Raw genomic sequence first — 26213 nt, forward strand, 5'->3', positions numbered from 1 at the left:
AGCCAACCAACAAGGAAGGTATCCCTTGTTGGTTGACAATACACTGTCAGCAAATCTTTTTACCCTCATACTACTATAAAACCCTGGTTACGTCAATCAAACATCACCCGGTAATTTTGGTTATTCCGGCACGAACAAGCCGGTGACGATTCTTTCACTTTCTCCTTCTTGTTCACAAAGAAATCATGATCCTTTTATCAAAAAAACATGGCATTTTCATAACCAATGACAACTTTTTTATTTACACCGCAAAACTTTTGGCGATAATCTTTTCCAAATCCTCCCGGGCAGGCTTCCGGATGGTATTTAACAAATTCTTAGCCTGCAATGCCTTGGCACTGAATCGCTGCGCCTCTTGTTTGCTGATGGTTTCTTTTTCCTTCAGCAATCTGTCAAGGCAAACTTTTAACTCACTTAAGTTTTTCATGCCCAGCAGGCCTGTAATTTTTTCTACGGCATCGGCATGGTGGCAAGCAATAAATTCCAAATATTCATGCATCAACAGCCCATTGGCCCGGCCATGATCAATATCTTTGAAATACGTCAGCGAATACCCCATGGAATGAAGCGCCGTGGTACCGGTATGGGCAATGACCATGCCTGCCAGCATGGAAGCATACAGCAACTGCTCCCTGACGGCAAAGCCCAGCGGCCCTTTATCCAAAAGCGGCAGGCACTTACCAATAATCGCCATGCTTTCGGCTGCCAGTATATTGCTGACCTCTGTAGCTTTCACCGAAAGATAGCCCTCCACAGCATGAGACAAAGCATCAACGGCTGTATTAATGGTTACAGGGACAGGCAGCTTTTCCGTATAACTTGCATCAAGAAAAGCTATCCGGGGAAAGATCGCTTCGCTGGCAATACTGCTTTTGGTTTCCAGCCGGTCGTCAGTCAAAATGGAATACTGCGTGACTTCGCTGCCGGTGCCTGCCGTAGTCGGAACGGCAACAATCGGTAAAACCGGATTTGCATAGGGTCCGGAAAACAGGGTTTTGTCATCCAGTTCATTGAAAGCAAGGACAGCAATGGCTTTGGCAGCATCCATCGCTGAACCTCCGCCAATGCCAATGACAAACTCCGCCCCAAATTCTTTTGCCGCCCTGGCGCCATCCCTTGCTGTGGCAAGGGATGGATTGCTGTTAATCCTGTCAAATACACAGTAAGCGATCTGCAGGGAATCAAGTGCTGCTTGTACATCATGCAGCGAGCCATTGGCTTTCGCCGACTTTTTCCCGGTTATAATCAATGCCTTATTTCCCAGTGTTTTTAACTGAGCGGCATGCTCCACAATACAACCTTTGCCGCTACACACTTTCGTGGGCATAAAAAATTTCATCATTAGCTATCCTCTCCTAAACAACTACAATATATTGGCCGGTAACCACTCCGATGGCTAACAGCTAAGAATGTCATACGTATTATACCTACGCATCCCGATTATATCACTTGCCCGTTTTTACCGTCTATGTTCCGGCGCATGAATTCCATTGTGCCCGCCGGCAAAAATTTGCGGATAGTTATTATGCCTGGTAACTAAAACACACAGGTTCCTGGAAGGACCCTGTGTGTTACCTATCAATATGGGTTCCTACACCCTGACAGCAACTTGATATCAGGCAACAACTTTATCAGCCAGACGCAAAAAAGCGCGTATTGCCGTTTCCAATGCTTCATCCGCAGTGTTTTCCTGTTTACAGTGTGACAGGCCACGCTCGGACATAGCAAACATCATTACCGTGGGAACAATTTTTGCCATTTCAGCCGCATCGTGCAACGGGCCGGAATAAACCGTGGTCGCTTCGCCGCTTTCTTCCTTTACTGCTTCTTGGCATAATTTAGTCAGCCGTTCATCAAAAATAGTCGGAGCTATCGCCCAGATTTTTTCCCAGGACACGGATACCCCCTGATCACTGGCTGCTTTTGCGGCAACTGCCTGTGCTTCTGCATGCATTTTAGCCAATGCCTCCGGATCAATTGACCGCTGATCCAAAGAAATCACACACTCTTCCGGTACAATGGTTACCACATCAGGCTTAACGCTTACTTTTCCGACAGTACAAACAGCATCATATTTTAATGCAATTTGCTTAAATGCCAGGGAAGCCTGAGCCGCTGCCAGGAACGCATCCTGCCGCATCAAGGTGGGAAATGACCCGGCATGCGCTGCCTGCCCCTTGAAAGTGATATAATGACGTTCGCAGCCAGTAATACCGTAAACACACGCTACATCTTTTTTCATGTTTTCTAACACAGGGCCCTGCTCAATGTGCAATTCCAAAAAAGCTTTAATATTCTTTTCTTTGAGTTGTTCGTGGGCGCGTAAAAGCTCATCCACTTTTACACCATGGTCGGCTAAAGCATCCGTTAGTTTCACTCCGAGATTATCCACCCGGTGAATAATCTCGGCAATATCTAAAGTGCCGCTGGCCGCTGATGAACCGATCAGGCTGCGGCCAAAACGCGCTCCTTCCTCATCCGCCCAGTTCACGGCATAGAGGGTATGCCTGGGAGCAGTTCCCTTGCCGTAACGACGCAGCACCTCCAGCGCCACTACCGCCCCTAATGCGCCATCCAGCCAGCCGCCGTTAGGAACACAATCCAAATGGCTACCGATAGCCACTGCCTCGGGGCCGTTCCCCGGAATTTTCGCCCAAGTGTTCCCGGCAACATCTACCGTTACTTCCGCTCCGGCTTCTTTTGCTTTAGCGGCAAACCAATCGCGCGCTTTTTGCCAGACAGGCGTCCAGGCCACCCGCTGGGCTCCATTTTCATCGGAAGTCATAGCTGCCAATTCTCTTAAATCAGCTATAACCCGTTTTGCTCCCTCCACTAAATTGCCATTCATATAACTTATTCCTCCTTAATGGGTGCAATGAAAATATAGTCAGCGACACTTAGCCCTGGCATATTTTCATTTCGATAATTTGCCGGGGACATACAATGCTGCACAGCGAACAGCCGTCGCATTTGTTCTGATCAATTCTAACACCATCCTGCACAGCATAAATGGCCTCATACCCCGATTCGTTACAAACAGTCGCACATTTCTTGCATACTATGCACGCATCGGCAGCAACAATTTCCGCTCTGGCCACCGTTTGCCGGCTCAGACTTTCATGAGCGACCATCTTTTGTGCCGCCAAACCGCAAATCTCACTGAGACTGTTGATATCTTTGCGCTGCATGTATGCTTTCAATCCCTTAAGCATGGGCTGAATAACCGCAAAGCCGTTCAGCATGACTTCCGTACAAACCTGGACGGCTCCTGCTCCGACCGTAATATATTCAATGGCATCCTGCCACCGGCCTATACCGCCGATCCCATGGACGGGAATCTTGCCACCCTGAGAAATTTGCGAAACGCAGCGCAGGCCAATTGGTTTTACCGCCAACCCGGAATAACCGCCATAAGTGGAAAACCCTCCGACATTGGGTAACGGTTCAAAGGTTTCAATATCAACCCCGATTAGCGATTGTACGGTATTGATAGCGGCAAGGGCATCGGCCCCGGCGTCCAGAGCCGCCCCGGCAATAACCCGGATATCCGAGACATTAGGGCTTAGTTTGACAATAACCGGAATACCGACGGCTTTCTTAACCCAACCGGTAATCAGGGCCGAAATGTGTGGATCCTGACCGATGGCGGCGCCCATCCCCCGTTCCGGCATTCCGTGAGGACAGGAGAAATTAAGCTCCAGCGCATCGGCCCCCGCTGCTTCCATCGCCCTGGACAAATCCTGCCAGGATTTCTCCTTTATATCTGCCATGATACTGGCGATCAGCACTTTTTGAGGATACTCTTTTTTCAGCTTCCCGATTTCCTGAATCCAATAAGCGGTATCCCGTTTACTCACCAGCTCAAAATTCTCAAAGCCAATAACCGATCCTTTACGGTCACGCAGGACGCCAAACCGCGGGCTCACATCCTCAATACTCATTTCATCAGGCTTAACGGTTTTAATGACCGCTCCGGCCCAGCCTAAGTCAAATGCTTTTCTGATAAAATTCCCATCTGCAGTTGGCGGTGCAGATGCCAAGATAAATGGATTTTCAAATTGAAGGGTTCCTACTGTTACCTTCAAATCAACCGGATTTGCACTCATGAAATCACCCTTCAATATCATATTAAATAATCAGAGGTGCCGAACGTTTAACGAACTTCCCTGCTCCTTTTTCGCCCAGGAACCGGCCGTTCTCAACCACCACCCTGCCGCCGGCAATGGTTATAACCGGATATCCTTTCACCCGGATCCCTTCATACGGGGTGTAGTCCACATTTTCATGCAGGATTTTTTGGCGGAGAATCAGTTCTTTGTCCGGATCAAATACTACAATATCGGCATCCGAACCGATAGCAATAGTCCCTTTCCGGGGATACATGCCAAAAATTTTAGCCGGATTGGCTGCCGATACTTCCACCAGCTTTTGCAGCGATATCTTTCCTTCCGCAGTGCCTACTCCATATAGCAGGGGCATACGGGCCTCAATGCCCGGAGCACCGTTAGGAATTTTACCAAAAAAGTCACGTCCCATTTCCTTTTGTCCTTTGAAAAAGAAGGGACAATGGTCGGTGGCAACTACCTGCAAATCTCCCTGAGCCAGGGCTCGCCACAAAATTTCATTATTGTCCCTCGTCCGCAAAGGCGGTGACATAACATACTTGGCACCGTGAAAATCCGGTTCACGATAGTTGTCCTCCGACAACAACAAATACTGCGGACAGGTCTCGGCCATTACCGGCAATCCGTCCTCACGGGCCCGCTTTACTTCCTGCAGAGATTCCTTGCAGCTAAGATGTACGATATATAAAGGAGCCTGCGCAATTTGAGCCAGTTTAATGGCGCGTCCGGTGGCTTCCGCTTCGGCTAACGCCGGACGGCTCAGCGCATGGTATATGGGTTCCGTTTTCTGCTCCGCCTGGAATTTTTTAACCAGATAGTCAATAATATAATAATTTTCGGCATGAACGCAAACCAAACCGCCATGCTCACGGGTGACATGCAGGGCTTTTACCATGGTATCGTCATTAACCCGCAGACCATCATACGTCATAAACAATTTAAATGAAGAGTACCCTTGCTCTATGATTTCCGGCATTTCTGCCAGTACGGCATCATTCAAATCGGTAATGGCAATATGCAAACCATAATCAATCACTGCCTTACCTGCCGCTTTTTCCTGCCACACCTCGGTTGTCTGCTTGAGTGACTGGCCTTTTCCCTGGATGGCGAAGTCGACAACAGCTGTCGTGCCGCCAAAAGCGGCGGCTATGGTTCCGCTGGCAAAATCATCGCTGGCCACCGTACCGCCGAAGGGCATATCCAGGTGGGTGTGTACATCAATGCCGCCCGGCAGCAAATACTTACCGGAAACATCAATAAACTTCTTAGCCGGAAAACTAATATCCCGGCCAAGCAAAACCACCCTGCCATCATGGATGGCCACATCGGCGGTATATATATCACTGGCTGTAACAATCTGACCGCCCTTTAAAATAAGATCAAATTCCAGCATAATACAAATACATCCTCCACCTGTTTTTATTTTTCCGCTGAAGGTACTACAGCGTTAAAATTCTCCGCCATGGTGCGCATCAAAACGACATACATGGTAAAGGCTACGCCAAAACCTACAAACCAGGAATAGTTAAACAGCCATTCTACAGCCGGAATAAATTTACCCACCAAGGCTACACCCACGCCGGCAAACAGTGCCAGTACGGCTGCCAGGTTAAAACCACCGCTGTAGGTATATTCTCCTTCGGTCTTATATAAATCGCCCAGATTAAGTTCCCGTTTACGGATAATAAAGTAATCGGCAATCATGATTGCGGCAATCGGTCCAAGAAAGCCGGAATAAACACCCAGCCAGTTGAAAATATACATGCTGGGGTCGGACAACAGTTTCCAGGGCATCATCAAAATACCCAAAATACCGGTAATTAACCCACCCATTTTAAAAGAGATGTGTTTCGGAGCCAGATTCGAAAAGTCATTGGCCGGAGATACAATATTGGCAGCAATGTTAACGGACAGTGTCGCAATCATAATACCGATTAGCGACAGAATTAATACCAGCGGATTAGAAAAATTCAGCAACAAATCCACCGGATCCCAGATAGCTTTACCATAAACGGCAACCGTTGCCGAAGTAATAATAACGCCCATAGCCGAAAAGATGGTCATTGTCGGCGGCAAACCGATAGCCTGTCCAAGCATTTGTTCTTTCTGCCCTTTACCGAAACGGGTAAAGTCAGGAATATTTAAAGATAAGGTTGCCCAAAAGGCAATCATGCCGGTTAAGGAAGGAACAAATACCGGAAAGAATTGATCGAAGGTCGCTAATTTCCCCGGTGTTTCCAAAATAGGACCAAAGCCTTTTGCCTCTCCTACGATCCAGACCAACAGGACAAAGGTCATAATCAATACCAATGGCGCTGCCCAGTTTTCAAATTTACGGATAGCATCCATTCCTTTATAGATCAGCAAAATATTCAGGCCCCAGAAAAATAAAAAAGTGATCAGTGAGGGTAAACTCAGGCCGGCAAACATAAAATCTCCGCCAAAGGTTTTCCAGGCCGGAAACAGGGCCACCAGAAAATTATTAATGGCAACACCGCCGATAAAGGCGTTGATGCCAAACCAGCCGCAAGCGACACCGGCCCGCAATAATGCCGGAATATTGGCTCCCTTGGTACCAAATGCGGCTCTTGCCAGAACGGGAAAAGGAATACCGTATTTGGTACCGGGATGGGCATTTAAAATCATCGGTATAAGTACAATAAGATTACCTAAAGTTATCGTAAATATTGCCTGCTGCCAACTCATTCCCAGTGCGATCAATCCGCTTGACAACATATACGTCGGAATACAATGGGCCATGCCAATCCATAAGGCTGCAAAATTATAAGTCGTCCATTTTCTGTCTTTTAATGTAGTCGGCGCTAAATCTTCATTGTATAAAGGGCTGGCAGAAACGTCTTCAGTAAGTTCAACCATTTTTTCTTTTAGCATTTTATCCCTCCTAATAAAAAATTGATATATTGGGTTCAACAAATCCTCTTCCTTTCACCAAGTAGCCGCTAATCACTTCTGCTAATCACCTCCAAAAACAGTTAGGCGCTCAAGGATTCTTAATCCCTGAGCGCCATTGCCCATATAACCGCAAGATCAAACAGCTGTATTGAATTGCCTTGATTATATCATTTGTCTTCCGGAGAGTCTATGTTCACCTGCATGAATCGTATTGTGCAAAATGACGAACGTCGGCCATAATTATAAATTAAGAATTTTTCCGATCACCATTGCCGCCTGAATCGTCATCCGTTCCTCCACATGGTCAAAATTAACCCCTAATATTTCCGCTGCTCTTTGTATCCGGTAACGCAGCGTATTCCGATGGATGAACAGCCGTTCCGCCGCCTTAATGCCATTACCGTTCTCCTTTAAGAAAATCCACACCGATTCCAGCAAACTTGTCTCAAAATTTTTATCATACTCGACCAGTTGGTCTAATGTTTCATGATAGAAATTTTCTAACTTCTGGACGTCATGCGTATTGAAAAGCAGTTTCAAAAGCCCCAGTTTTTTAAATTCGTAGACGGTTTTATCTTTAAATACATTCACACATTGTAAAGCCCACAGCGCTTGTTCGTAACTTATGCGTAAGTAATCAACATCCACATAACCGGAGCTAATACCAGCCTGCAGCGCAAGTCCATTTGCCCCGGCCTTTGCAATGATGCTTTCCGTCAAAAATTTCACCTGATTGCTTTTAATATTAGTAAAAATAACGGCAATCTCTGCTTGGTCTATCATTAAGAGTCTGGCAATATAAGGCTGATGCTGTACGACCTGATCGCATATCAGACGCCGGAGATACACTCTGCCATAACTGTCATCCGCCCTGTCCTCGCTCGCCACCATATTCACCAGTCCGCTGACCACCTTAAATTTCACCATATGAAAACTCCTGATTTGCAGGACTTTATTGTTTTTATGAACCTTTCTTAAAAATAAATCAACATCCTGTACTGTTTCTTCTACCCACTGATCCTTGGCCAGCAGCCTGCTTAAATCTCTGGTGACATCGGCCAGCTTCACTTCCCAGGGTAGTGAAAAAACAGGAAATGCCAGTTCGTCAGCCGTTTCTTTTACACCCTCCGGGACACGGTCAATATAAGGGCCGATATTAATAATCAGCGCAGCCAGCCTCTTGCTGCTTAGCTCCCGGATTAATGTAGTCCAGTAGTCACTGTCAGGGACAGAATTAACTCCCGTGGTAGCCACAATGTCACCGCTTTGCACCCAATTGGCAATATCAGGCACATCACTGACATGGATCCAGCGAACGACCCGTCCCAATCCCGCCTTGCCACCGATCAGCTCCGCTCTCTTAAAAGACTCAATTTTTAAAATATCCCGGCATAATACAGTCATAAACAGCCTCCTTTCAAAAAAACAAAAAGCAAAGCTGCGCCAGCAACATTGCTTTTTGTTTACACGATTCTATTATTGTATCGGATTCTTTGATTACAATTTTATTCTTTGCCAGGCACGAAGTCAATCCAAACCGAAGATAATACATTTTCGTCTTTCATTTTTCTATCCGCCAAACAATGAAAAAGCCAGATTAACTACCTGTAAATCCTATGCAAGTAACCGCTTCTTTTCCCAGAAAATCATTTTACTACCCCTACCGATTTCAATACCTGTGAAATACTGGCCGCACTTTGCTGCAATTTTTCTATCTCTGCTGCCACCAGCGGTACCGTCAGCCGTCTTTTAACCCCCTCGCGGGTAACCTGGCAGGGCAGGCTGAGAGCAACATGATCTAAACCATATTCGCCTTCCAGCGTTGTGGAAATCGGGAAAATACTGCCTTCATTATATAAAACCGTCCTGGCCAGCCGGCAGGCAACGATGGCAATGCCGGAATTGGTACATCCTTTAAACTGAAGAACATCATAAGCGACATTGACAACCTCTTTGCCCAGCTTTTCCGTATCCAGCGGCGCGTCAGGTTTAAAATACTCATCCAGTCTGTCGTAGGGTATGCCTGCCACCCTGACCAGACTCCAGGCTGGGAAAGCCGAATTCCCATGTTCCCCCAGCATATAACCATGCACATTTTTCGGATCAACTGCGTATCTGTTTGCCAGGATTCTCCTGAGCCGCGCTGTTTCCAGCATGGTTCCCGTCCCAAATACTTTGTGCCTGGGATAATCAAACAGATTCTGCGCACAATACGCCACCACATCCAGCGGATTGGTAATCACGATAATAACCGCTTCCTTGGTGTAGCGGGTAATCGAAGCCATTACCTCTTTAATCGTTTTGACATTTCTGTCGGCAAGCAATAACCGGTCCATTTTTTCACCCGGCATAATGCTGGGACCTGCCGCAATAATAATGACTTTGGCATCACGGCACTCCTCATAGCCGCCGGCATACACCTTCACGCTCGGACTGTAGGTAAACGGCGTGCCGTGGCTGGCGTCCAAAGCCTCACCAACGGCTTTTTTCTCATCAATATCGATAAGAGCGATATCCGATGCCAGGTTAAAAGCCAAAGCACTATTTAACACGGCTGACCCGACATGGCCCAGTCCCACAATAACAAGTTTATTGCTTGTGTTCATTAATTTCCCTCCATCATTTATCAACTATCCGCCGGTTTTCCGGCAGACTATACGGCAATTACGGTCATACCAGACATAATTCCTCCATAGATAAACTTTTTCCATAGAACGGCATATTCCTGCCTGAAATAAAAAAATCCCCATATCTGCCGAAACAGAGATGGGGATAACACCACTTACCGCTCTCCCTGAGCGCCGCTTCCACATGAGGAGTAATAGACCTCTCTCTTTTGGTCAACACAATGATTTATTTCACAAAATTATTTTCACATGCTGCCCGGCGCCATCTCTTATTCCAAGTTGAAAGTCACAGGTATTTTAGTGTTGCAGGCAACATTTTTTCCACTGCTCCTATCCTGTGCCGGGACAAACTGCCACCTTCTTACTGCGTCCATAGCCGCCCGGTCAAGTTCATTAAACTGTGAAGAAACCAGCACACTGATATCTCCCGCACGTCCATTGGCCAGAACTTTTACTAGCAGCAATACAGTTCCCTCTTGCCCGGCTTGCCTTGCCGACTGCGGGTATACCGGCTCGACCCTTTCTAAAACGCGCGGAGCTCGTATGCCTGTACCGTTTCCGCCCCCCGTACCACTACCGGCAGCACTTCCCTGCTGTTGACCGCCTGCGTTCCCCGAACCGGGATTGCCGCTGCTTACGCCCTGTTGAACGGCAGCATGACCCGGCTGCCGCCTGGCAACAGCTTGCCGGCTGGCAACTGGTTGCGTTACTTTTTCAGATTCAATAGGCGCAGTCGCGTCCGGCGGCACAAATTGCTTTACAGCCTCCTGGACCTTCGCTGCAGAAGGTGCAGGCGCAGTTGCTTCCGGCGGACCGGCGGGACCCGGATCACTGTTAAGCGGCAAGTCGTAGCTGGCCAAGTCCAGTTCAATCAATTGCTCGCTAGCATCGGGCGCAGGAAAAAGCGGCAGCGATAAACCAATCCCTAAGAAGAAGATAAAGTGAAAGGCCATAGAGATAGCAAAAGCCTGATTCCAGCCTAGCCGATAATTCATTGTCCTTACCTCGCTTTTAATTCCGTGGCAATAGAAATACGCTGCGCCCCGGCTGCCTTTAACTCATCCAGGACACTGACCACTTTACCATAATCAACCGTTTTGTCCGCCCGTAAAATGAAAATTTGCTTTGTATCTTTCGCAACTTCCAGAGCCACCCGTTTTTCCAGCAAATCCAGCGGGATTTGCTCCTGTTCAAAAAGAATAGCGCCTTCCTGCATCACCGTAACATTGACGCTTTTCGGCTTATCCTGCTGCGCATGCGCCGCCTGCGGCAAATTTACCGGAATGGTGTGCTGTTCCACCATATACAGCGTGCTGATCATAAAGAAAACCAGAAGGAAAAAAATAATATCAATCATTGGAATAATCATTAACTCCGGTTCCTTTTCGATCCTCATATTACGCAACTTCATTATTTTGCCCCCGCCCTGCATTCTGTTTCGGTAAATACCTGATAATTTTGGCGCAAACCTGCTCCATATCGGTAACAAATTCATCCAACCGGTGAGTAAAATAAGTATGAGCAAACAGTGCCACAATAGCCACAGTCAAGCCTGTTGCCGTTGCAACCAAAGCTTCTCCGACACCGCCCGTAATAGCCATCGGCTGCCCATTTTCCACATTAAACACACTAAAAGACTGAATCATGCCAATTACAGTACCCAGCAAGCCAAACAACGGAGCTACGGTAACAATTGTGCTCAGAAACGGCAGTGGTTTGCGTAAATGAGCCGCCACAAGCTGTGCCGTACTTTCCAGTGCGGTTTCCACGTTCTGTTTTTGTTGATAGGCGGTAATTCCCTCTACCGCTAACAATTCCAACGGTTTGGAAGTTTGGGCATACCGTTCCAGAATATGATTAAATTTTTTATTTTCAATATCTTTTACCAATTGCTCAACAAAAACTGTTGCATCCGTTTTGGCGTTGCGAAAATAAATAAACCGTTCAATGGCTACTGCCAATACCACAATGGAACACAATAAAAGCAGGTACATCACCGGACCGCCCTTATGAAATAATTCAATACCGACTGTTAAGAATTGCATACTATACCCTCGCTTTCCCTTTCGGTACGTCCCCCTTTACCAGGACGCGTTTGATTTTAATAATCATTATCAATGGTATAGGAAATATTCCCCTTTGTCAAGATTTCCATTCGGGTTTAATTTCCCTTTTGCTGCAGCGAAAAACGTTCAGGATACAATCGCCGGGCTATCTTTTCAATGGCCTCTATGGCACGGCCGCCGCCATTGTTTACAACGTTAAACGGAATATTGATGATATTTCCCTCCCGTATCGCCCTCATGCTCTGCAGTTCCCTGCTCTGCCGCAGTTGTGCCACTGCCGCCGCATCCTGAATATCTTCAGCAGCATTGCCGCTGTAGGAAACAAATACAATATAATCGGGATCAAAAGCCAGTACCCGCTCCGGACCGATAAAGGATGCCGGAAGTTTGGACAAGTTTTCCCCGCCGGCTACCGCAACCATGTTGTCTGTCAGGTACTGGCTGCCATACAGAGAAAAAGTACCGTTGCCATGAGCCTGCAGAACAATTAAGGTTTTCCTTATGCTCACGCCCTTCACTGCTGCCGTCACTGCCTCTATCCGTTCCCGGCATTTTTTTATGTAACTGGCCGCCTTATCCTGCACGCCAAAGATGTTGCCGATATCCAGGATCAAAGGATACACGGCATTTTCCAAAGTGGGACTTGGTTTTGACAGTGTGCTGGACAGGATATAGGTTCCAACGCCGCGCTGCTGCCAGGTTTTCACCTCTCCAAGCTCGGAATCACAGAAATTATGGGCCCAGCCGATGATCATATCGGGCTGCAACTCCAGCAATTCTTCCTGTGTAGGTACATACCTGGCTTTCAGTATATTTAATTTTGCATATTGTTCCGCCACTGCTGCCGGCGGGGCACCATAAGGTGCAATGGTTGCCAGAATATGTTTTTCCAGCCCTAATTCCAGTAATAGTTCCGTTGCTCCCGGATGGGTAATGATCACTCGCTCCGGGACTTGCCTGTAGGTATATGCAAGAGGGTTTCCCTCCCTGTCATAATTGTTTATGGTCACGGAATAACTCCCGTCCGGAGATTGGCTGACCGGCTGAACGGAACCGGCCGACTCCGGGTTTTCATGACCGCAGGCGGCAAGCGGCAAAACCAGAATGACCCACAACAATATCTTTAACATGTTTGACATATATAGTTTCATGGCATGCTCCTGTTGTACTAAACTTGCCGGCAGAGTGGAAGATAGGTAATAGCCAGATAGCCGGTATCCGGGTTTACCTTGATATCACATTCTATCTCATACACTTCCCGCACAAGTTCGGGGGTAAGAATCTCCTGTGGTCTGCCACTGGCTACTACTTCCCCCCCTTTTAATACGTAAAGCCTGGTGCAGTACATGGCAGCCAAACTAAGATCATGCAGCGCTGCAAGCACGCCAATACCAAGTGCTTTTACAATAGAAAGAATCTGCAGTTGATATTTGATATCCAAATGATTGGTCGGTTCGTCCAGCACCAGCAAGCCGGGCTGCTGAGCCAGCGCACGGGCCAGAACAATCCGTTGCTTTTCTCCGCCGGACAGGGTGGAAAACCTGCGTTCGGCATACTTTTCCATGCCTACTTTGCAAATAGCCTCCCAGACGATCTGATAATCCCGGGCAGTATCCGAACCCCAGAGTTTTTTGTGCGGTGTCCGCCCCATCATAACCATCTCAAATACGGTGAAATCAAAATTCACTGTGTTAAACTGCCCGACAACGCCCATTTTTTTGGCCGAATCAGCAAGTTTTACAGATTTCATATCCTCGCCGTCAAACCAAATTGTTCCGCCGCTCGGCCGGATAATACGGTAAAGGGTGCGCAGCAATGTCGACTTGCCGCTGCCGTTAGGGCCGATAATGCCGACAAACTCTCCCTTATTGACCGCCAGAGAGACATCCCGGACGATTTTCTGTTCGCCAAGATTGACATCAATATGTTCCAGTGCGATATTCATGACATCCCTCCTAATTGCTTCCGAAATTTAACGACCGTTTAAATAATAAGTGCATAAAGAACGGGGCCCCAATCAGCGCTGTGATAATACCGATCGGCAAATCGCCGCTTGTTAGAACCGTACGGGCCAGTACATCCGCCCAAATCAAAAAAATAGCACCAACCAATATGGTTCCGGGCATCAGCCGCCGGTGATCGGCTCCCACCACGCCACGTACAACATGAGGAATGACCAGACCGACAAAACCAAAAATACCGCATGCCGAGACAATAATCCCGGTTATGAGCGCCGTTAATACCATATACAGACGGCGGATTTTCAATAGGTCAATACCCAGGGTGATCGCTGCCTCTTCTCCCAGCAGCAGCGCGTTAAGCCGACGGGCCTGCAGCAAAAAAAATACACAGCATAGCCCGACCCCGAGACCGGGAATAAACAGGTTATCCCATTTTGCGGCCGCCAGGGACCCCATTGTCCAGAAAGTAACGGTCCGCATCCCTTCCGCATCACTGGATAAGTAAATGATAAAGTTTGAAATAGCGCCGAATAACGCACTGATCACTGCGCCGGACAAAACCATTTTAACAGTGGACATCTGTCCGCCAAGTCCCGACAGAAACATAACCAGTACGGTAGCCAATAATGCCCCCAGAAAAGCCCAGAAGGCTGTTCCCAGTCCCAAAAAGATTCCTCCGGCACCACCAATTAAAATGGAAAATGTAGCGCCCAGCGAGGCTCCCGCAGCAATACCCAGGATATAAGGTTCCGCCAGCGGATTTTGCACCGTAGCCTGCATGACGGTGCCGCACATAGCCAAACCGGCACCGACAATGAGAGCCATCACAACCCTCGGCAGACGAAGCTGCCAGATAATATCCATATGCGCCGCCGAAGCCTGAGTCGCCACATTGCCAATATCTACATTGAGCATTTTATACAATAGGATACGGTAAGCTTCTCCCGGGGCAATTTTGACCGTTCCCAAACATACGGCAATAATAATGGACAATAACGCCGCCATAACAAGCAAAGCAAGCAGCAGCACAAAATTTCGTTTTTTATGGACCATGCCTTTCCATTCCAGCGGTTGTTGTATTTTTAATTGCGTCATGATAACAGCAGAACCCCTTCATATTTTTTGCAGCAGCAATACTAAAAAACACTACCCCGTCAGCCTGGCAGCAGTGCCTACGATAAGCATGAGATATCCTGAGCGGAGAACATAACCACACTAGAAAATGATAATCAATTGCAAAATTATTATAAATTGAAACAAGATAATCGTCAAGCCGTTACTGTTTGCCGGCACCACGAATTTTTGACCCAGGCCTTTGAGTAAGAGTGACAAAAAAAGAACTTGCGATAATTCGCAAGTTCTCCTGCCGATCAATTGATAAACAAACTCTATCCGACGTTTTGCAGCATTTCCGTTTCTTCCCGGTCAAATAATACATCCAGATCAAGAATTAACATGAGGCGGTCACCCAGCTTGCCGATTCCGCGAAAAAAGGCCTCTTGCTGCTCCATCATGGGTGCCGGTTCCATATTTTCTTCTTCAATCATCAGGACTTCGGTAACCTCATCCACAATTACACCGACTTCCAGTCCTGCCGTTTCCAGAATAACCACCTGTTTTGCTTTTACTTCCTCCACCGGCAGGTCAAAGCGTTTGGCTAAATTCACCACTGGAATCACATTGCTTCTTAGGTTGATAATTCCTTCCATATGCGCCGGCGTATTGGGTAATTTTGTCGCTCCGCTGTACCGCACGATTTCCTTTACCTGGGATATGGATATCGCATATTCTTCTCTCCCCAAGCGGAAAGCCACCAATTGTTCCATTGCCATCATCCCCTTCCTTCTCTATTACACACGAAAACTCGCCACTGCTGTTTGCAGTTCCTGCGCCAGTTGCGCCAAAGCCTGACTGGAAGTTGCGATTTCTTCCATCGAGGCCAATTGTTCCTCGGTAGCCGCAGAAACGCTTTGCATCTCGCCGGTTGACCGCTTACTGAGTTCATCAATCTTTTTAACGGCACCCACAATCTGCTGACTGCCGGAAGCCATTTCCTGCGTGGCGGCCGAAATTTCTTTGACCTGGCTGGACACAAGAGTAACTAATTCCGCAATTTCCCGGAAGGCAATGCCGGCCTTATTGACCACTTCCGCTCCGGTTTGAACTTCCCGGGTCCCATCATCCATAGCCAGAACCGCCTTGTCGGTCTCACTCTGAATTTCACCAATCAGCTCGGCAATTTTCTTAGCCGCTTCCTGCGATTGTTCGGCCAATTTCCTTACTTCTTCCGCAACAACCGCAAATCCCCTGCCCTGTTCACCGGCACGGGCGGCTTCAATGGCGGCATTAAGAGCAAGCAGGTTGGTTTGCCCGGCAATACCGGAAATAGTATCAACAATTTGACCAATCTCCTGGGAGCGTTCGCCGAGTTTAGCCACTACCTGCGCAGAGGCATTGACGGTGGATTCGATCTGATTCATCTGGCTCACCGCCTCATCTACCGCTTTGCCGCCGTCAGTCGCTTTCCGCGCAGCTTTAACCGACTGGCCGGCAACTTCATTGGCAGTAGCCGCCATTTGCTGAATACCGGCCGACATTTGTTCCACCACTGCCGAGGTTTCATTGGCTACCGTCATTTGCGTTTCGGCACCGGCGGCCACCTCAGTAACTGAAGAAGCAATCTGATTGGCTGCCTGGGACGATTGTTCAGAATTGGCGGTAAGTTCCTCACTGGAAGCAGCCAGCTGCTCGGACTGTGAATATACTTTACCTACCAGTTGTCTAAGCTGCGTTCGCATATCCCGGAAGCCTTTTGCCAACTGCCCGATTTCATCTTCAGTCGTAATATGGGCTTTCCTCTCCCTTAAATCTCCCTGAGCCAGCAGCAGGCATTCGTCTCTTATGATTCCAATCGGTTTGGCAAACTGTTTGGCAATAAAAGTAATGGCCGTTATTGCAATGATCAGGCAGAACAGGGAAATTCCAAACATCGTATAGGCCAGCTTGCTTATCTCCCGGGTGACCTCTGCTGCCGGCGCTGCCACCGTAATGACCCACCGCTGATCACCGGGAAGATTAATGGGCGTACATACGGCCACCCTTTCCACTCCGTCTACAAAGCTATAAAGGCCGCGTGTCTGCCGGTCCGACTCGGCTGCCGTCTTGAATATGGTTATCAAACGCTCGTCCAACTCACTTTTTTGCAGCTTGAGTTCAGGGTTAATTGTCCTTTCCAACAAATTAAGCTTCCCAATAAGCTCCGGTTTGACAGGATGCGCAATAATCATACCGGAAGAATCCGCAATCTGGCCGTAGCCTGTATCTAAGAATTTCAAATCCTGGATCATAGTATTTAACTGGTCCAAGGAAACATCACTAATCAGGACTGCTGTTAACTGACCGTTATTGATTACCGGAACAGCTAAAACGACTGCAAGTTTTCCGGTTGATCTGGAAACCATTGGCTCTGAAACGACGGCCTTTTGCGTCTTTATTACCTTATTAAAATAGTCACGGCCTTTAGACGAACTTACATTACCGGCATGTGTAACCGACGATCCATCAAGAGAAACATAGGCCAACAAATCAAATACGTTTAACCGTTGTTTCATCTCCGCCATTGCTGCTATTATTTTCGTCTTGTCAGTACCGTTGCGAAGTACTTCGGTGTTTGCTAATTCATTCAGCTCAGCCAGCATTAATGTCATATCCGCTTGAACCCGCTTACTGTAATCCATTCCTACCGCCCTAGCCGTTTCATCCGTACTTTTTACCAGGGCTTGTCTGGAAAAATAATAGCTGACCCCGGCCAAAACACTTAATATGATAATAATAAGCGGCAACAATGCCAGCAACAAACGATTACGGATATTTTTGATTTTCACAGAACTCCACCTTCTTAGTTTACATTTTCTTTACAATCAGAATGTTTTTTCGCAAAAATTCGTCTTTATTTTACATTATCCTACAGGCAATCTTGATTACCTTCCTAAATTTTTGTATACCTGGTTGAAAATCATGCATCTTTTTACCATTTACCCAAACACCATGCCTGCAAAAACAGAATATAATCATTCCCGGTGTACTCACTTTGAGCGGAATGATTATATTTTGTAGCGAAAAAATTTCAATAATCTTATTGAGAGATATTGACAAAAGGCATAGCAACTATTATCATTTAATTACTAATTAATAATAATAGTTATCTAATAACAATGCTCTTATTATCTATTACTGCTTATTCCATTCATTATAGACTACAAATCAATTTAGGAGGATTTATTTATGAAAGAAAAGAATGCTGCCGACTGTTCTACAGCCGGTCAGGGATTTGCCCGCACGGAAGATACCAACATTGCTTCAGAAAGTTGCGGTTTGCCGCCTAGAGGCTTCGGTTTTATTGACTTTGGCAATAGTAAACCGGAACAAGCCTGCTGCCAGGGCTGCACTTCCACCGACTGCAGTACCGCCGGCATGGGTTTTGCCCGCACGGAGAAAACTCCGATCGCTCCCGACAACTGCGCCAATCCGTCCCGCGGCTTCGCTACTGTCGATTACGGCAAATAATACCTGTTAGTAAAAAAAGGGCGTCGCAAAACGTTTTTTGAAAAAACGCAATGCGGCCCCCTTTTTGCTATTTTAACTTTTATAACAAAAGAACCAAGCCCTGCAAGACAAATCAAACGAAAAATTACCGTTTAACAGGAAATTTTACTATACAGGTTGTCCCTTTACCTTCAATTGACTCGATCTTCATTATACCCCCGTGCCTTTTTACTATCCCCCTGCATACTGCAAGCCCCAAACCTGTACAGTTTTCTTTAGTTGTAAAAAAAGGATCGAAAATTTTCTCAATCTTTTCCGGTGAAATGCCATATCCTGTATCTTCAATCAATAGTTCTATATTACTTTTCTTATTCAGCGTGGCGATAACCAGTTGTCCTCTGTCCTCCATCGCCTCTATCGAATTGCGGCAAAGGTTTAAAATCAACTGGGTAATTTCTTTCTTATTACATTCCAATTCAATCAGGCTGGCATCTAATCGCAAATGAATTGCGATATTCTTGCTGGCGGCATCGGCATGGATCAAGGGATAAATACCGGATATAATGGTATTGATCTGTTGTTTACTTAATCCCATAGGTTTATTCCGCGCCAGACTTAAAAAGTCGGAGATAATCCCATCAATCCGCTTTAATTCTTCCAGCATCAGATTACATGGAATTTTACGGTTTTGCTCCACCTGTTGAGACATCCGTTGAATATACCCCATAACAACCGTCATGGGATTTCTGATTTCATGTGCCACTCCTGCCGCCATTTGCGAGATCAACTCCAAACGGTCCAGTTTCGCCAATTCCAGATTTATCTTTTCTTTCTGGTCGTATTCTTTTTTTATTGTTTGCCGTAAAGAGCTGATAATCTCAAGAATGGCGACAAGCTGCGGGAATTCATGTAACCGTTCCGCATGAATTTCATCACTTTCCACCTGATAAGCAAATTCGGCAAGCGAACGGTCAATTTTACTAAAAAACCAGCGTATTACCGCTATAATAGCAAGCCAGGACAAAAAGATAACTGCCAGGTTTCTCCCCACAGTTACGTAAATTTCCCGATTTATATCATTCAATGTATTGGCCCAGACGTGGCCGGTTAATTCTCCCCGGGAAAACAGCGGATAATCCATAACCAGTAACGGAACACCGCCATGCTCTATTTTTTTTACCATCTCATGCACAACAACACTTTTGTCGCGGTACACCTGTAAAGCTGACGACGGCAACTCCGCCCCGATAGAATCAGGATTATCCGGTTCCATAGCTACTATTTTAAACTCCGGATGATAACATCCTATACCGTATCCAGGATATTTTTTTGCTAATGCATTGACAATAGGCTGAATCCGCTTATGTAGTACTTCCCGCTTTTGCGCCGGCAAAGACTGCAAAGCTCCTTCCTGCGCCAGTATCGTGTCGTAAGGATACTGTAGGTTAAACTGCAATTCGTTCACAATAGCCGTCAATTGCTTTTCCTTTTCCAGCATCAGCAGCTTGCCTGCATTATAGGTATTTATCCAGGCAAATAACAACATAGGTAAAGTAATCATAAACGTTACAATTACATATGTGCGTCTATGAAGTATGGTAGGCAGTAATTTCAATGTATCAACTCTCCATTACAATCATTTTAAACTGATAAAAAAAGTTCGCGTTTTTTTAGTAAATACCTTCCATATTATTCATTTTAAACAAATATTTTACATATAAGGTAAATTATTTATTTTCCAACGTTCCTCCTCTGATTAATAAACAAGTTATACATTTACAGGTAACAAAGAACTCCCCGTTGGCCAAAACGGCCAAGCGGGGAGTTCTCTACATAGGGGGAGCCGAACACTATTTTAACAAATCAATCGGAGGTTCTTTCTTGTTCGGTTCGAACATGTTAGCAAATCGGAACCTGCCATTATCACAAAACAAGAATATCAAAAGTACGATGATGATAAGCCAGAAAGCACCAAAGTCATTGTTCTGAAATCTATCTAGGTCCACAATAACCCTTCCTTTCCTTTCCTCATTCTATTAACCCTGAATGAATAATATGTGATATATACTATGCCGGAAAAGAAATTTGGTGAATCTACCGGTAAATTCTTTGCATGGCTTCGCAGACTTTATATTCTTATTTGTTATCTGCAGCTTTCATAGATAGCTTGTTCTTTCCGTGAACACCACGGAACTTCTCCGTGATCTTTTCTACCACAACAAAGAAAACCGGTATTAAGAATATCCCCAGTGTGGTAGCCGTAAACATACCGCCTACCACTGCCGTCCCCATCGAATTTCTGGCACCGGCACCGGCGCCGGTTGCCAAAGCCAACGGAACACAACCGATAATAAAAGCCAGTGAGGTCATAATAATCGGACGCAGACGGATCTTTGCCGCTTCAATAGCGGCTTGGACCGGTTCCATTCCATTATCGGTCCGGACCTTGGCAAACTCAACAATTAATATGGCATTTTTAGCTGCCAGGCCGATGAGCATGACCAGTCCAATTTGCATATACACACTGTTTTCCAGGTTGCGGACGTATTGGAAAAGAAAAGCGCCGAAAACTCCTGACGGAATGGCCAGCAATACGGCAAACGGCACGCTCCAGCTTTCATACAGCGCCGCCAGGCACAAAAATACAAATACAATAGCCATGCCAAGGACTAGCGGTGCCCTGTCCCCTGAAATCTTTTCTTCCCGGCTTTGACCGGACCATTCATAAGTGTACCCGCTTGGCAAAACCTCGGCAGCCACTTCTTCCAACGCCGTCATGGCCTGACCGGAGCTGTAGCCGGATGCCTGCGTCCCGCTGATTTTGACAGCTTTAACACCGTTATATCGGGAAATAATCGACGGTGACTGTACTTTCTTAGGGGTTATCAGAGTATTCAACGGCACCATCGTATCATTCGAGCTTTTTACAAACAGGTAACGCGTTGCGTTAATATCACTGCGAAAGGGTGTTTCGGCCTGTACAGTGACCTTATAATTGCGGCCAAATTTATTAAAGTCATTAACCTGCGTCCCGCCAAGAAATACCTCCAAGGCAGTAAACACATCGTCAACCGAAATACCCATTTTTTCCGCCTTTTCCCGGTCAACTTCAAACTCATAACCAGGAGTATCGGCTTTAAAATTAGAAGTGATGGAACCAATTTCCGGACGTTTTTCCGCTGCAGCGACAAATTTCTGTGCTATACTGTCTAATTCATCCAAGGAATTTCCACTGCGGTCTTCCAGCATCAGAGTGAAACCGCCAACCATTCCCAAACCGGGTAACGCCGAGGGAGCAAAAGAGATTACGGTCCCTTCCGGCAAACCGGCTCCATTCATAAAGGTTTTCGCTATTTCCGCTTTGACCTGTAATTCCGGTCTTTCCCTTTCAGACCACGGCTTGAGTGCAATGAACATAGCTCCTGCACTGGACTTCGCCCCGCCGCTCAGCATGTCCATCCCTGACAGGGACATAATATCCGAAACCCCGGGCTGTTCTTTAACCATTTCCGTAAAGTTTTTCATGGCGCCAATCGTACGGTTTAAGCTGGCCGCTTCCGGCAACGTTACGGAAGTTATGTACATCCCCTGATCTTCATCCGGTACAAACGAAGAAGGAACAAGTTTATACAATCCGCCGGCCAGGATTAATAATACAACCAGTAAAACCATACATAAGCGCGCTTTGGCAATCATTCTTGCCAGACCGGCTCCATAGCGTTCCACATTTCTTTCAAACCAGTGATTAAACGCTGCAAAAAATCTTCCCACTATTCCTTTATGGGCATCAGGTTCATACGGCCTAAGCAACAAGGTACACAAAGCGGGCGTAAGCGACAGAGCGACAACGGCCGACAATGCCATCGATACCGCAATCGTTAAAGCAAATTGCTTATATAAAATTCCCATCATGCCGCCAAAGAAAGCAACCGGAATAAACACGGAAGCCAATACAAAGGCAATCGCCACAACCGGTCCGGAAACCTCTTTCATCGCCCGTTTAGTGGCTTCCGACGGCGAAAGCCCCGAGTAGCGCATATGATGCTCAACGGCCTCAATAACAACGATGGCATCATCAACAACAAGCCCAATTGCCAGGACCATCGCAAATAAAGTAAGCGTATTGATGGTAAACCCCAGCAGGCTAAAGGCCCCAAAAGTCCCGATTAGGGATACGGGAATCGCCAGCAGCGGGATTAACGTAGCCCGCCAGCTCTGTAAAAATATAAAAACAACGATGACTACCAACAGCAGTGCTTCGGCAAAGGTTTTAGCAACTTCAATCATCGATTCACGGACAAAATTGGTATTATCCACCACTATCTTATATTGCATATCAGCCGGGAAATTTTTTGACGCCTCTTCCAATACTTTTTTTACGTTCCCGATGGTTTCCAGTGCATTGGCATCGCTTGTCAGCTTGATAGCAAAACCGGCGCTGGGATGACCGTTTATCAAACTTTCATAGGTATAGTCCTCACTTCCCAGTTCCACCCGGGCTATGTCTTTAAGGCGTACGAAAGAACCATCCGTTTTCGAAACGATAATGATATCCCCAAACTTTTTCGCATCAGTCAGGCGGCCTTTTACCCTGGTAGTATATTGAAACTCCTGCTGAGCCGCAACCGGCATTTTTCCGATTGCGCCAGCCGGTGCCTGCACATTTTGTTTTTCAATCGCTTCTGTCACCTGGTCGACGGAAACACCGAGCTGTGCCATTTTTTCCGGCTGCAGCCATATTCTCATGCTGTAATCGGAACCGAATTCCGACACATCCCCCACACCGCTGACCCGTTTAATATCGTCAACGAGATAAATGGTGCCGTAATTTTTTAAGAACTTTGCATCATAACTGTCATTGGGGGACCAAAGATTAAAAATCATGGACATATCCTGCGATGATTTCCTGGTTGTAATCCCGGTTGTCTGAACAGTAGTCGGCAGGGATGCCGTCGCTTCGGATACCCGGTTCTGTGTTTGTACTGCGGCAGTATCTGAGTCCTTGTCGGATTCAAACTGGACGCTTAACGAATAGGAGCCGGAATCCGAGCTATTCGACGACATCGAAACCATTCCTTCTACCCCGTTGACTTTCTCCTCAATCACCTGTGCTACCGTTTCGTCGACAACATCGGAATTGGCTCCCTGATACGTTGCACTAACAGAAATTGTCGGTGGAGAAATCTGAGGATATTGGGCTATGGGGAGGTTAATTGCCGCTATCATCCCGATCAAGGTTATGATAATTGACAAAACAATCGCAAAAACAGGGCGTTTAATAAAAAATTCAGCCATTGGAATCCCCCCTATTGTTCCACCGGATTTTCCAAATCATCCGGTCCTATCATAACGATCTGCAAGGGGGTCCCCTGTTTAATCTTATCGATTCCTTCCACGACAATTCGGTCATTGGCGGTTAGCCCTTCTTCGACCACCCACATATTGCCGACCTTCTCTCCTAACGTGACCGCCCGGCTTTCGACCGTATTATCCTCTTTCACCACCGTCACCAAAGTCTTATCAAGTAAATCCTTGACGGCACGCTGCGGCACCAGTAAAGCGCCCCGGCGCACTTCTTTCCTGGCTGTGACCTTGGCAAACATGCCCGGCATAAGAAATTTTTGGGGATTACTAAACGAAGCTTTCAGTGTAATGGTTCCCGTAGTATCATCTACCCCTTTATCCATCTGTTCTACATGGCCAAGCAAAGGATATTCCGATCCATCGCTCAAAATGAGCTGGAGATTGTCCGTGGAATTGGTTGACAACGCATTATTGTTTTGCCGGGAAAACTGTAAATACTCATTTTCACTTACACTAAATTGAACCCAAATGGGATCAAGGGAAGATACTGTAGCCAGCGTAGTCGAACCGGCTGTTACATAACCGCCTACGCTCATATCATTAACGTCTATTCGCCCGTCCACCGGGGAAAGAATTAACGTATCCTGTTCGTCCTGTTCAGCCTCCTCTAAACTCGCCCGGTTAGCCTCCACCGTAGCAGCCTCTTCCTCGGCTTGAGCAACATAGGCATCTACCGTTTGTTGGGCTACCCCCTTAACGGCAGCCAATTTCCGGTATCTTTCCAAATCTTGCAAGGTATTGTTAAGTGTCGCCTGTGATTTATTCAGAGTCGCCCGGGCGGAGTTTATCGCAGACTTGTATTGTTTATTATCGATGCGAAATAACGGCTGTCCCTTATAGACGACATCCCCGCCGTTCACCATCTTAGCCACAATATTGCCCGATACTTTCGACATAATTTTCACTTCATTTTTCGAGGTTACCTGCCCTACGAATTCATAGGTTATCGGAGTATCCCGCTGTATTACCTGCATGGCTTTCACTTGGATTGATTGCGGTGACTTAACTGGCAAACTTCTGGTTAATAACCCGCTGCGTACAGCAACGATGCCCGCTATAACCACCAATATAGCTATCCCGAAAAATACTTTTCCTGCCTGTTTCTTGTCCATTGCTTCTCTTCCTCCTAAAATACAAACCGTAAGTTATCTTACCGGCAGACCCATCGCTTGCTCCAGCTTCGCCTTATTGGTGTTATAGTCGTATAAAGCCTGGAAATAATCTTTTTTAGCCGAGTCAAGGTCTAATATGGCATCAAGCAAATCAAGGTTGGTACCCACGCCGACGTCATAACTGACCTTTTGAATTTTGAGATTTTCTTCCGCCTGCTCAACCGACACTTTATTGGTGTCAATCCGCTTCTCGGCTTCTTGCATACTGAGATAGTATTCACGCACATTCAGCAGAATCGAATCGCGTTCCGATGCCGCCTCCTCTTTTACCATATCCACGTTATGCACGGCCTGTTTCACCTGAGATTTTGTCACGCCTGAATCAAAGACGTTAAATGACGTTGTCAATTTTAACAGCCAATTACTGTTCTTCGCTCCAGGCAAATGGTCGTCATACCAATCTTGCTCAGCAGTCAAATCAACCGTTGGCGAATAACCGCTATTGGCAATCTTGACGTCATATTGAGCACTGGCCACCTTCGCCTGGTATTGGGCGATTTCGGGCCGGTGAAGTTCTGCATACCGCAGGCACTCTTCCAGTGTTGAAGGATATTTTTCATAGGTAAAATCATCTTTAAGCTCTAATTCTGTATCATGCGATAAACCAAGCGCATTGTTCAGCGTAGCGATGGCATTATGATAGTTATTTTTCGCTTTGATTAGATCATCCTGGGCATTGGCTAAATTAACCCGGCTGGACAACACATCCGTTTTTGCCACTAAACCTAACTCATATTTGGCATTAACCTGATCCAGATGCTCTTGGTAGTTATTCACGGTTCCTTGATTTACTTGTACCTCCTTTAAGTACTCCAGCACAGTAAAATAGTCGGTAACAACGTCCAGTTTAAGTCCCTGCTTGGCAACCTCGACGTCAAGATCCGCTACCTGCAAGTCCAATTTGGCTTGTTCAACCTGACTCTCCAGCTTCTTTCCTGAATAAAGGGGCAGGGAAAGGCTGAGCTGATTATCAAAATCGGTTGTGTACACATATGTAGATGATGTAGTTGACGGCGGAGTGTTGTAACGCTGATCCGTGTGCGTATAGTCTATGGAAACTCTTTTGTTTCCCTTCGCTTCGGATACGGCCCAATAAGCCTTTTCCCTGGCAGATACCGCGTACTTAATATCATGGTTATTCTGTAAAGCCATAGCAATACTGTCGTCCAACGATAGTTTAACAGGATCGGCAAACGCCGACTGATTCAAACCCATAAGTACCAAAAGAATTACAGCGCATCGCTGATATGTACCCATAAAAACCCTCCATAATCATTTCATTCAATCAGAATAAATTGTATTAACTTTAGAGACAGCTTCCTCTGACGGATATTGTTGTAGCAAAAGCTTATAGCCTCATCAAAAACCACCCATTTGATGGGGTGGTTCTGATTTAGAAATCTATTGGACCGCCAAATCCTCCTGAACATATATATACCAA

The 26213-nt window shown here is 46.5% G+C and carries 19 protein-coding genes and 1 pseudogene; 1 reads left to right on the top strand and 19 read right to left on the bottom strand.

The window, feature by feature from the left end; genetic code table 11:
- Positions 1–241: 241 nt before the first annotated feature.
- The 15 genes and pseudogenes from P22_RS04720 to P22_RS04790 all read right to left on the bottom strand — a co-directional run bounded on the left by P22_RS04720 (position 242) and on the right by P22_RS04790 (position 17575).
- Positions 242–1342 carry an iron-containing alcohol dehydrogenase family protein gene (locus P22_RS04720; RefSeq protein ID WP_054259052.1) on the bottom strand — a complete coding sequence of 367 codons (1101 nt, stop codon included), beginning with the start codon at positions 1340–1342 and terminating at the stop codon, positions 242–244.
- Positions 1343–1615: 273 nt separating this feature from the next.
- The gene (locus tag P22_RS04725; RefSeq protein ID WP_054259053.1) at positions 1616–2848 is read right to left on the bottom strand and encodes a Zn-dependent hydrolase; all 1233 of its coding nucleotides are present in this window, start codon (positions 2846–2848) and stop codon (positions 1616–1618) included.
- Positions 2849–2897: 49 nt separating this feature from the next.
- Entirely contained in the window at positions 2898–4106 is a 1209-nt protein-coding gene (gene preA / locus P22_RS04730) for an NAD-dependent dihydropyrimidine dehydrogenase subunit PreA (protein WP_054259054.1), read from the bottom strand.
- A gap of 22 nt (positions 4107–4128) precedes the next feature.
- Complete coding sequence (hydA, locus tag P22_RS04735) at positions 4129–5517, bottom strand: dihydropyrimidinase (RefSeq protein ID WP_054259055.1); 1389 nt, start codon at positions 5515–5517, stop codon at positions 4129–4131.
- 26 nt (positions 5518–5543) lie between these two features.
- Complete coding sequence (locus P22_RS04740) at positions 5544–7016, bottom strand: NCS1 family nucleobase:cation symporter-1 (RefSeq protein ID WP_054259056.1); 1473 nt, start codon at positions 7014–7016, stop codon at positions 5544–5546.
- Positions 7017–7277: 261 nt separating this feature from the next.
- The gene (locus P22_RS04745; protein WP_054259057.1) at positions 7278–8441 is read right to left on the bottom strand and encodes a PucR family transcriptional regulator; all 1164 of its coding nucleotides are present in this window, start codon (positions 8439–8441) and stop codon (positions 7278–7280) included.
- Positions 8442–8683: 242 nt separating this feature from the next.
- Positions 8684–9643 carry an L-lactate dehydrogenase gene (locus P22_RS04750; protein WP_054259058.1) on the bottom strand — a complete coding sequence of 320 codons (960 nt, stop codon included), beginning with the start codon at positions 9641–9643 and terminating at the stop codon, positions 8684–8686.
- Between the two features lie 290 nt (positions 9644–9933).
- Positions 9934–10659 carry an energy transducer TonB gene (locus P22_RS04755; protein ID WP_054259059.1) on the bottom strand — a complete coding sequence of 242 codons (726 nt, stop codon included), beginning with the start codon at positions 10657–10659 and terminating at the stop codon, positions 9934–9936.
- A gap of 5 nt (positions 10660–10664) precedes the next feature.
- Positions 10665–11075, bottom strand: coding sequence for an ExbD/TolR family protein (locus P22_RS04760; protein ID WP_054259060.1), 411 nt, complete (start codon positions 11073–11075; stop codon positions 10665–10667).
- On the bottom strand, positions 11062–11709 hold the full coding sequence (locus P22_RS04765; protein ID WP_054259061.1) for a MotA/TolQ/ExbB proton channel family protein: 648 nt from the start codon (positions 11707–11709) through the stop codon (positions 11062–11064). Before P22_RS04765 ends, P22_RS04760 begins: the two co-directional genes overlap by 14 nt.
- Positions 11710–11825: 116 nt before the next feature.
- Positions 11826–12881 carry an ABC transporter substrate-binding protein gene (locus tag P22_RS04770; RefSeq protein WP_054259062.1) on the bottom strand — a complete coding sequence of 352 codons (1056 nt, stop codon included), beginning with the start codon at positions 12879–12881 and terminating at the stop codon, positions 11826–11828.
- 284 nt (positions 12882–13165) lie between these two features.
- A pseudogene (locus P22_RS04775) lies at positions 13166–13675 on the bottom strand (ABC transporter ATP-binding protein); the annotation flags it as partial.
- Positions 13676–13685: 10 nt separating this feature from the next.
- Positions 13686–14786, bottom strand: a complete 1101-nt coding sequence (locus P22_RS04780; RefSeq protein ID WP_054259064.1) for a FecCD family ABC transporter permease — start codon at positions 14784–14786, stop codon at positions 13686–13688.
- A gap of 293 nt (positions 14787–15079) precedes the next feature.
- Complete coding sequence (locus P22_RS04785) at positions 15080–15526, bottom strand: chemotaxis protein CheW (RefSeq protein ID WP_054259065.1); 447 nt, start codon at positions 15524–15526, stop codon at positions 15080–15082.
- A gap of 15 nt (positions 15527–15541) precedes the next feature.
- The gene (locus P22_RS04790) at positions 15542–17575 is read right to left on the bottom strand and encodes a methyl-accepting chemotaxis protein (RefSeq protein ID WP_054259066.1); all 2034 of its coding nucleotides are present in this window, start codon (positions 17573–17575) and stop codon (positions 15542–15544) included.
- A gap of 400 nt (positions 17576–17975) precedes the next feature.
- On the opposite strand from P22_RS04790, the gene P22_RS04795 reads away from it, so the two are divergent.
- Positions 17976–18257 (top strand): hypothetical protein, encoded by a 282-nt coding sequence (locus P22_RS04795; protein ID WP_054259067.1) that lies wholly within the window; start codon positions 17976–17978, stop codon positions 18255–18257.
- 124 nt (positions 18258–18381) lie between these two features.
- Here the strand turns inward: P22_RS04795 and P22_RS04800 are convergent, their stop codons facing one another.
- The 4 genes from P22_RS04800 to P22_RS04815 form a co-directional block, all read right to left on the bottom strand.
- Complete coding sequence (locus P22_RS04800; RefSeq protein ID WP_054259068.1) at positions 18382–19851, bottom strand: two-component system sensor histidine kinase NtrB; 1470 nt, start codon at positions 19849–19851, stop codon at positions 18382–18384.
- 521 nt (positions 19852–20372) lie between these two features.
- The gene (locus P22_RS04805; protein ID WP_054259069.1) at positions 20373–23531 is read right to left on the bottom strand and encodes an efflux RND transporter permease subunit; all 3159 of its coding nucleotides are present in this window, start codon (positions 23529–23531) and stop codon (positions 20373–20375) included.
- A gap of 11 nt (positions 23532–23542) precedes the next feature.
- Positions 23543–24712: an efflux RND transporter periplasmic adaptor subunit gene (locus tag P22_RS04810; protein WP_054259070.1), complete on the bottom strand. Its 1170-nt coding sequence runs from the start codon at positions 24710–24712 to the stop codon at positions 23543–23545.
- Between the two features lie 33 nt (positions 24713–24745).
- The gene (locus tag P22_RS04815) at positions 24746–26029 is read right to left on the bottom strand and encodes a TolC family protein (protein WP_054259071.1); all 1284 of its coding nucleotides are present in this window, start codon (positions 26027–26029) and stop codon (positions 24746–24748) included.
- Between the last annotated feature and the right edge of the window lie 184 nt (positions 26030–26213).

This window comes from Propionispora sp. 2/2-37 (assembly GCF_001298735.1).
GTDB lineage: Bacteria > Bacillota > Negativicutes > Propionisporales > Propionisporaceae > Propionispora.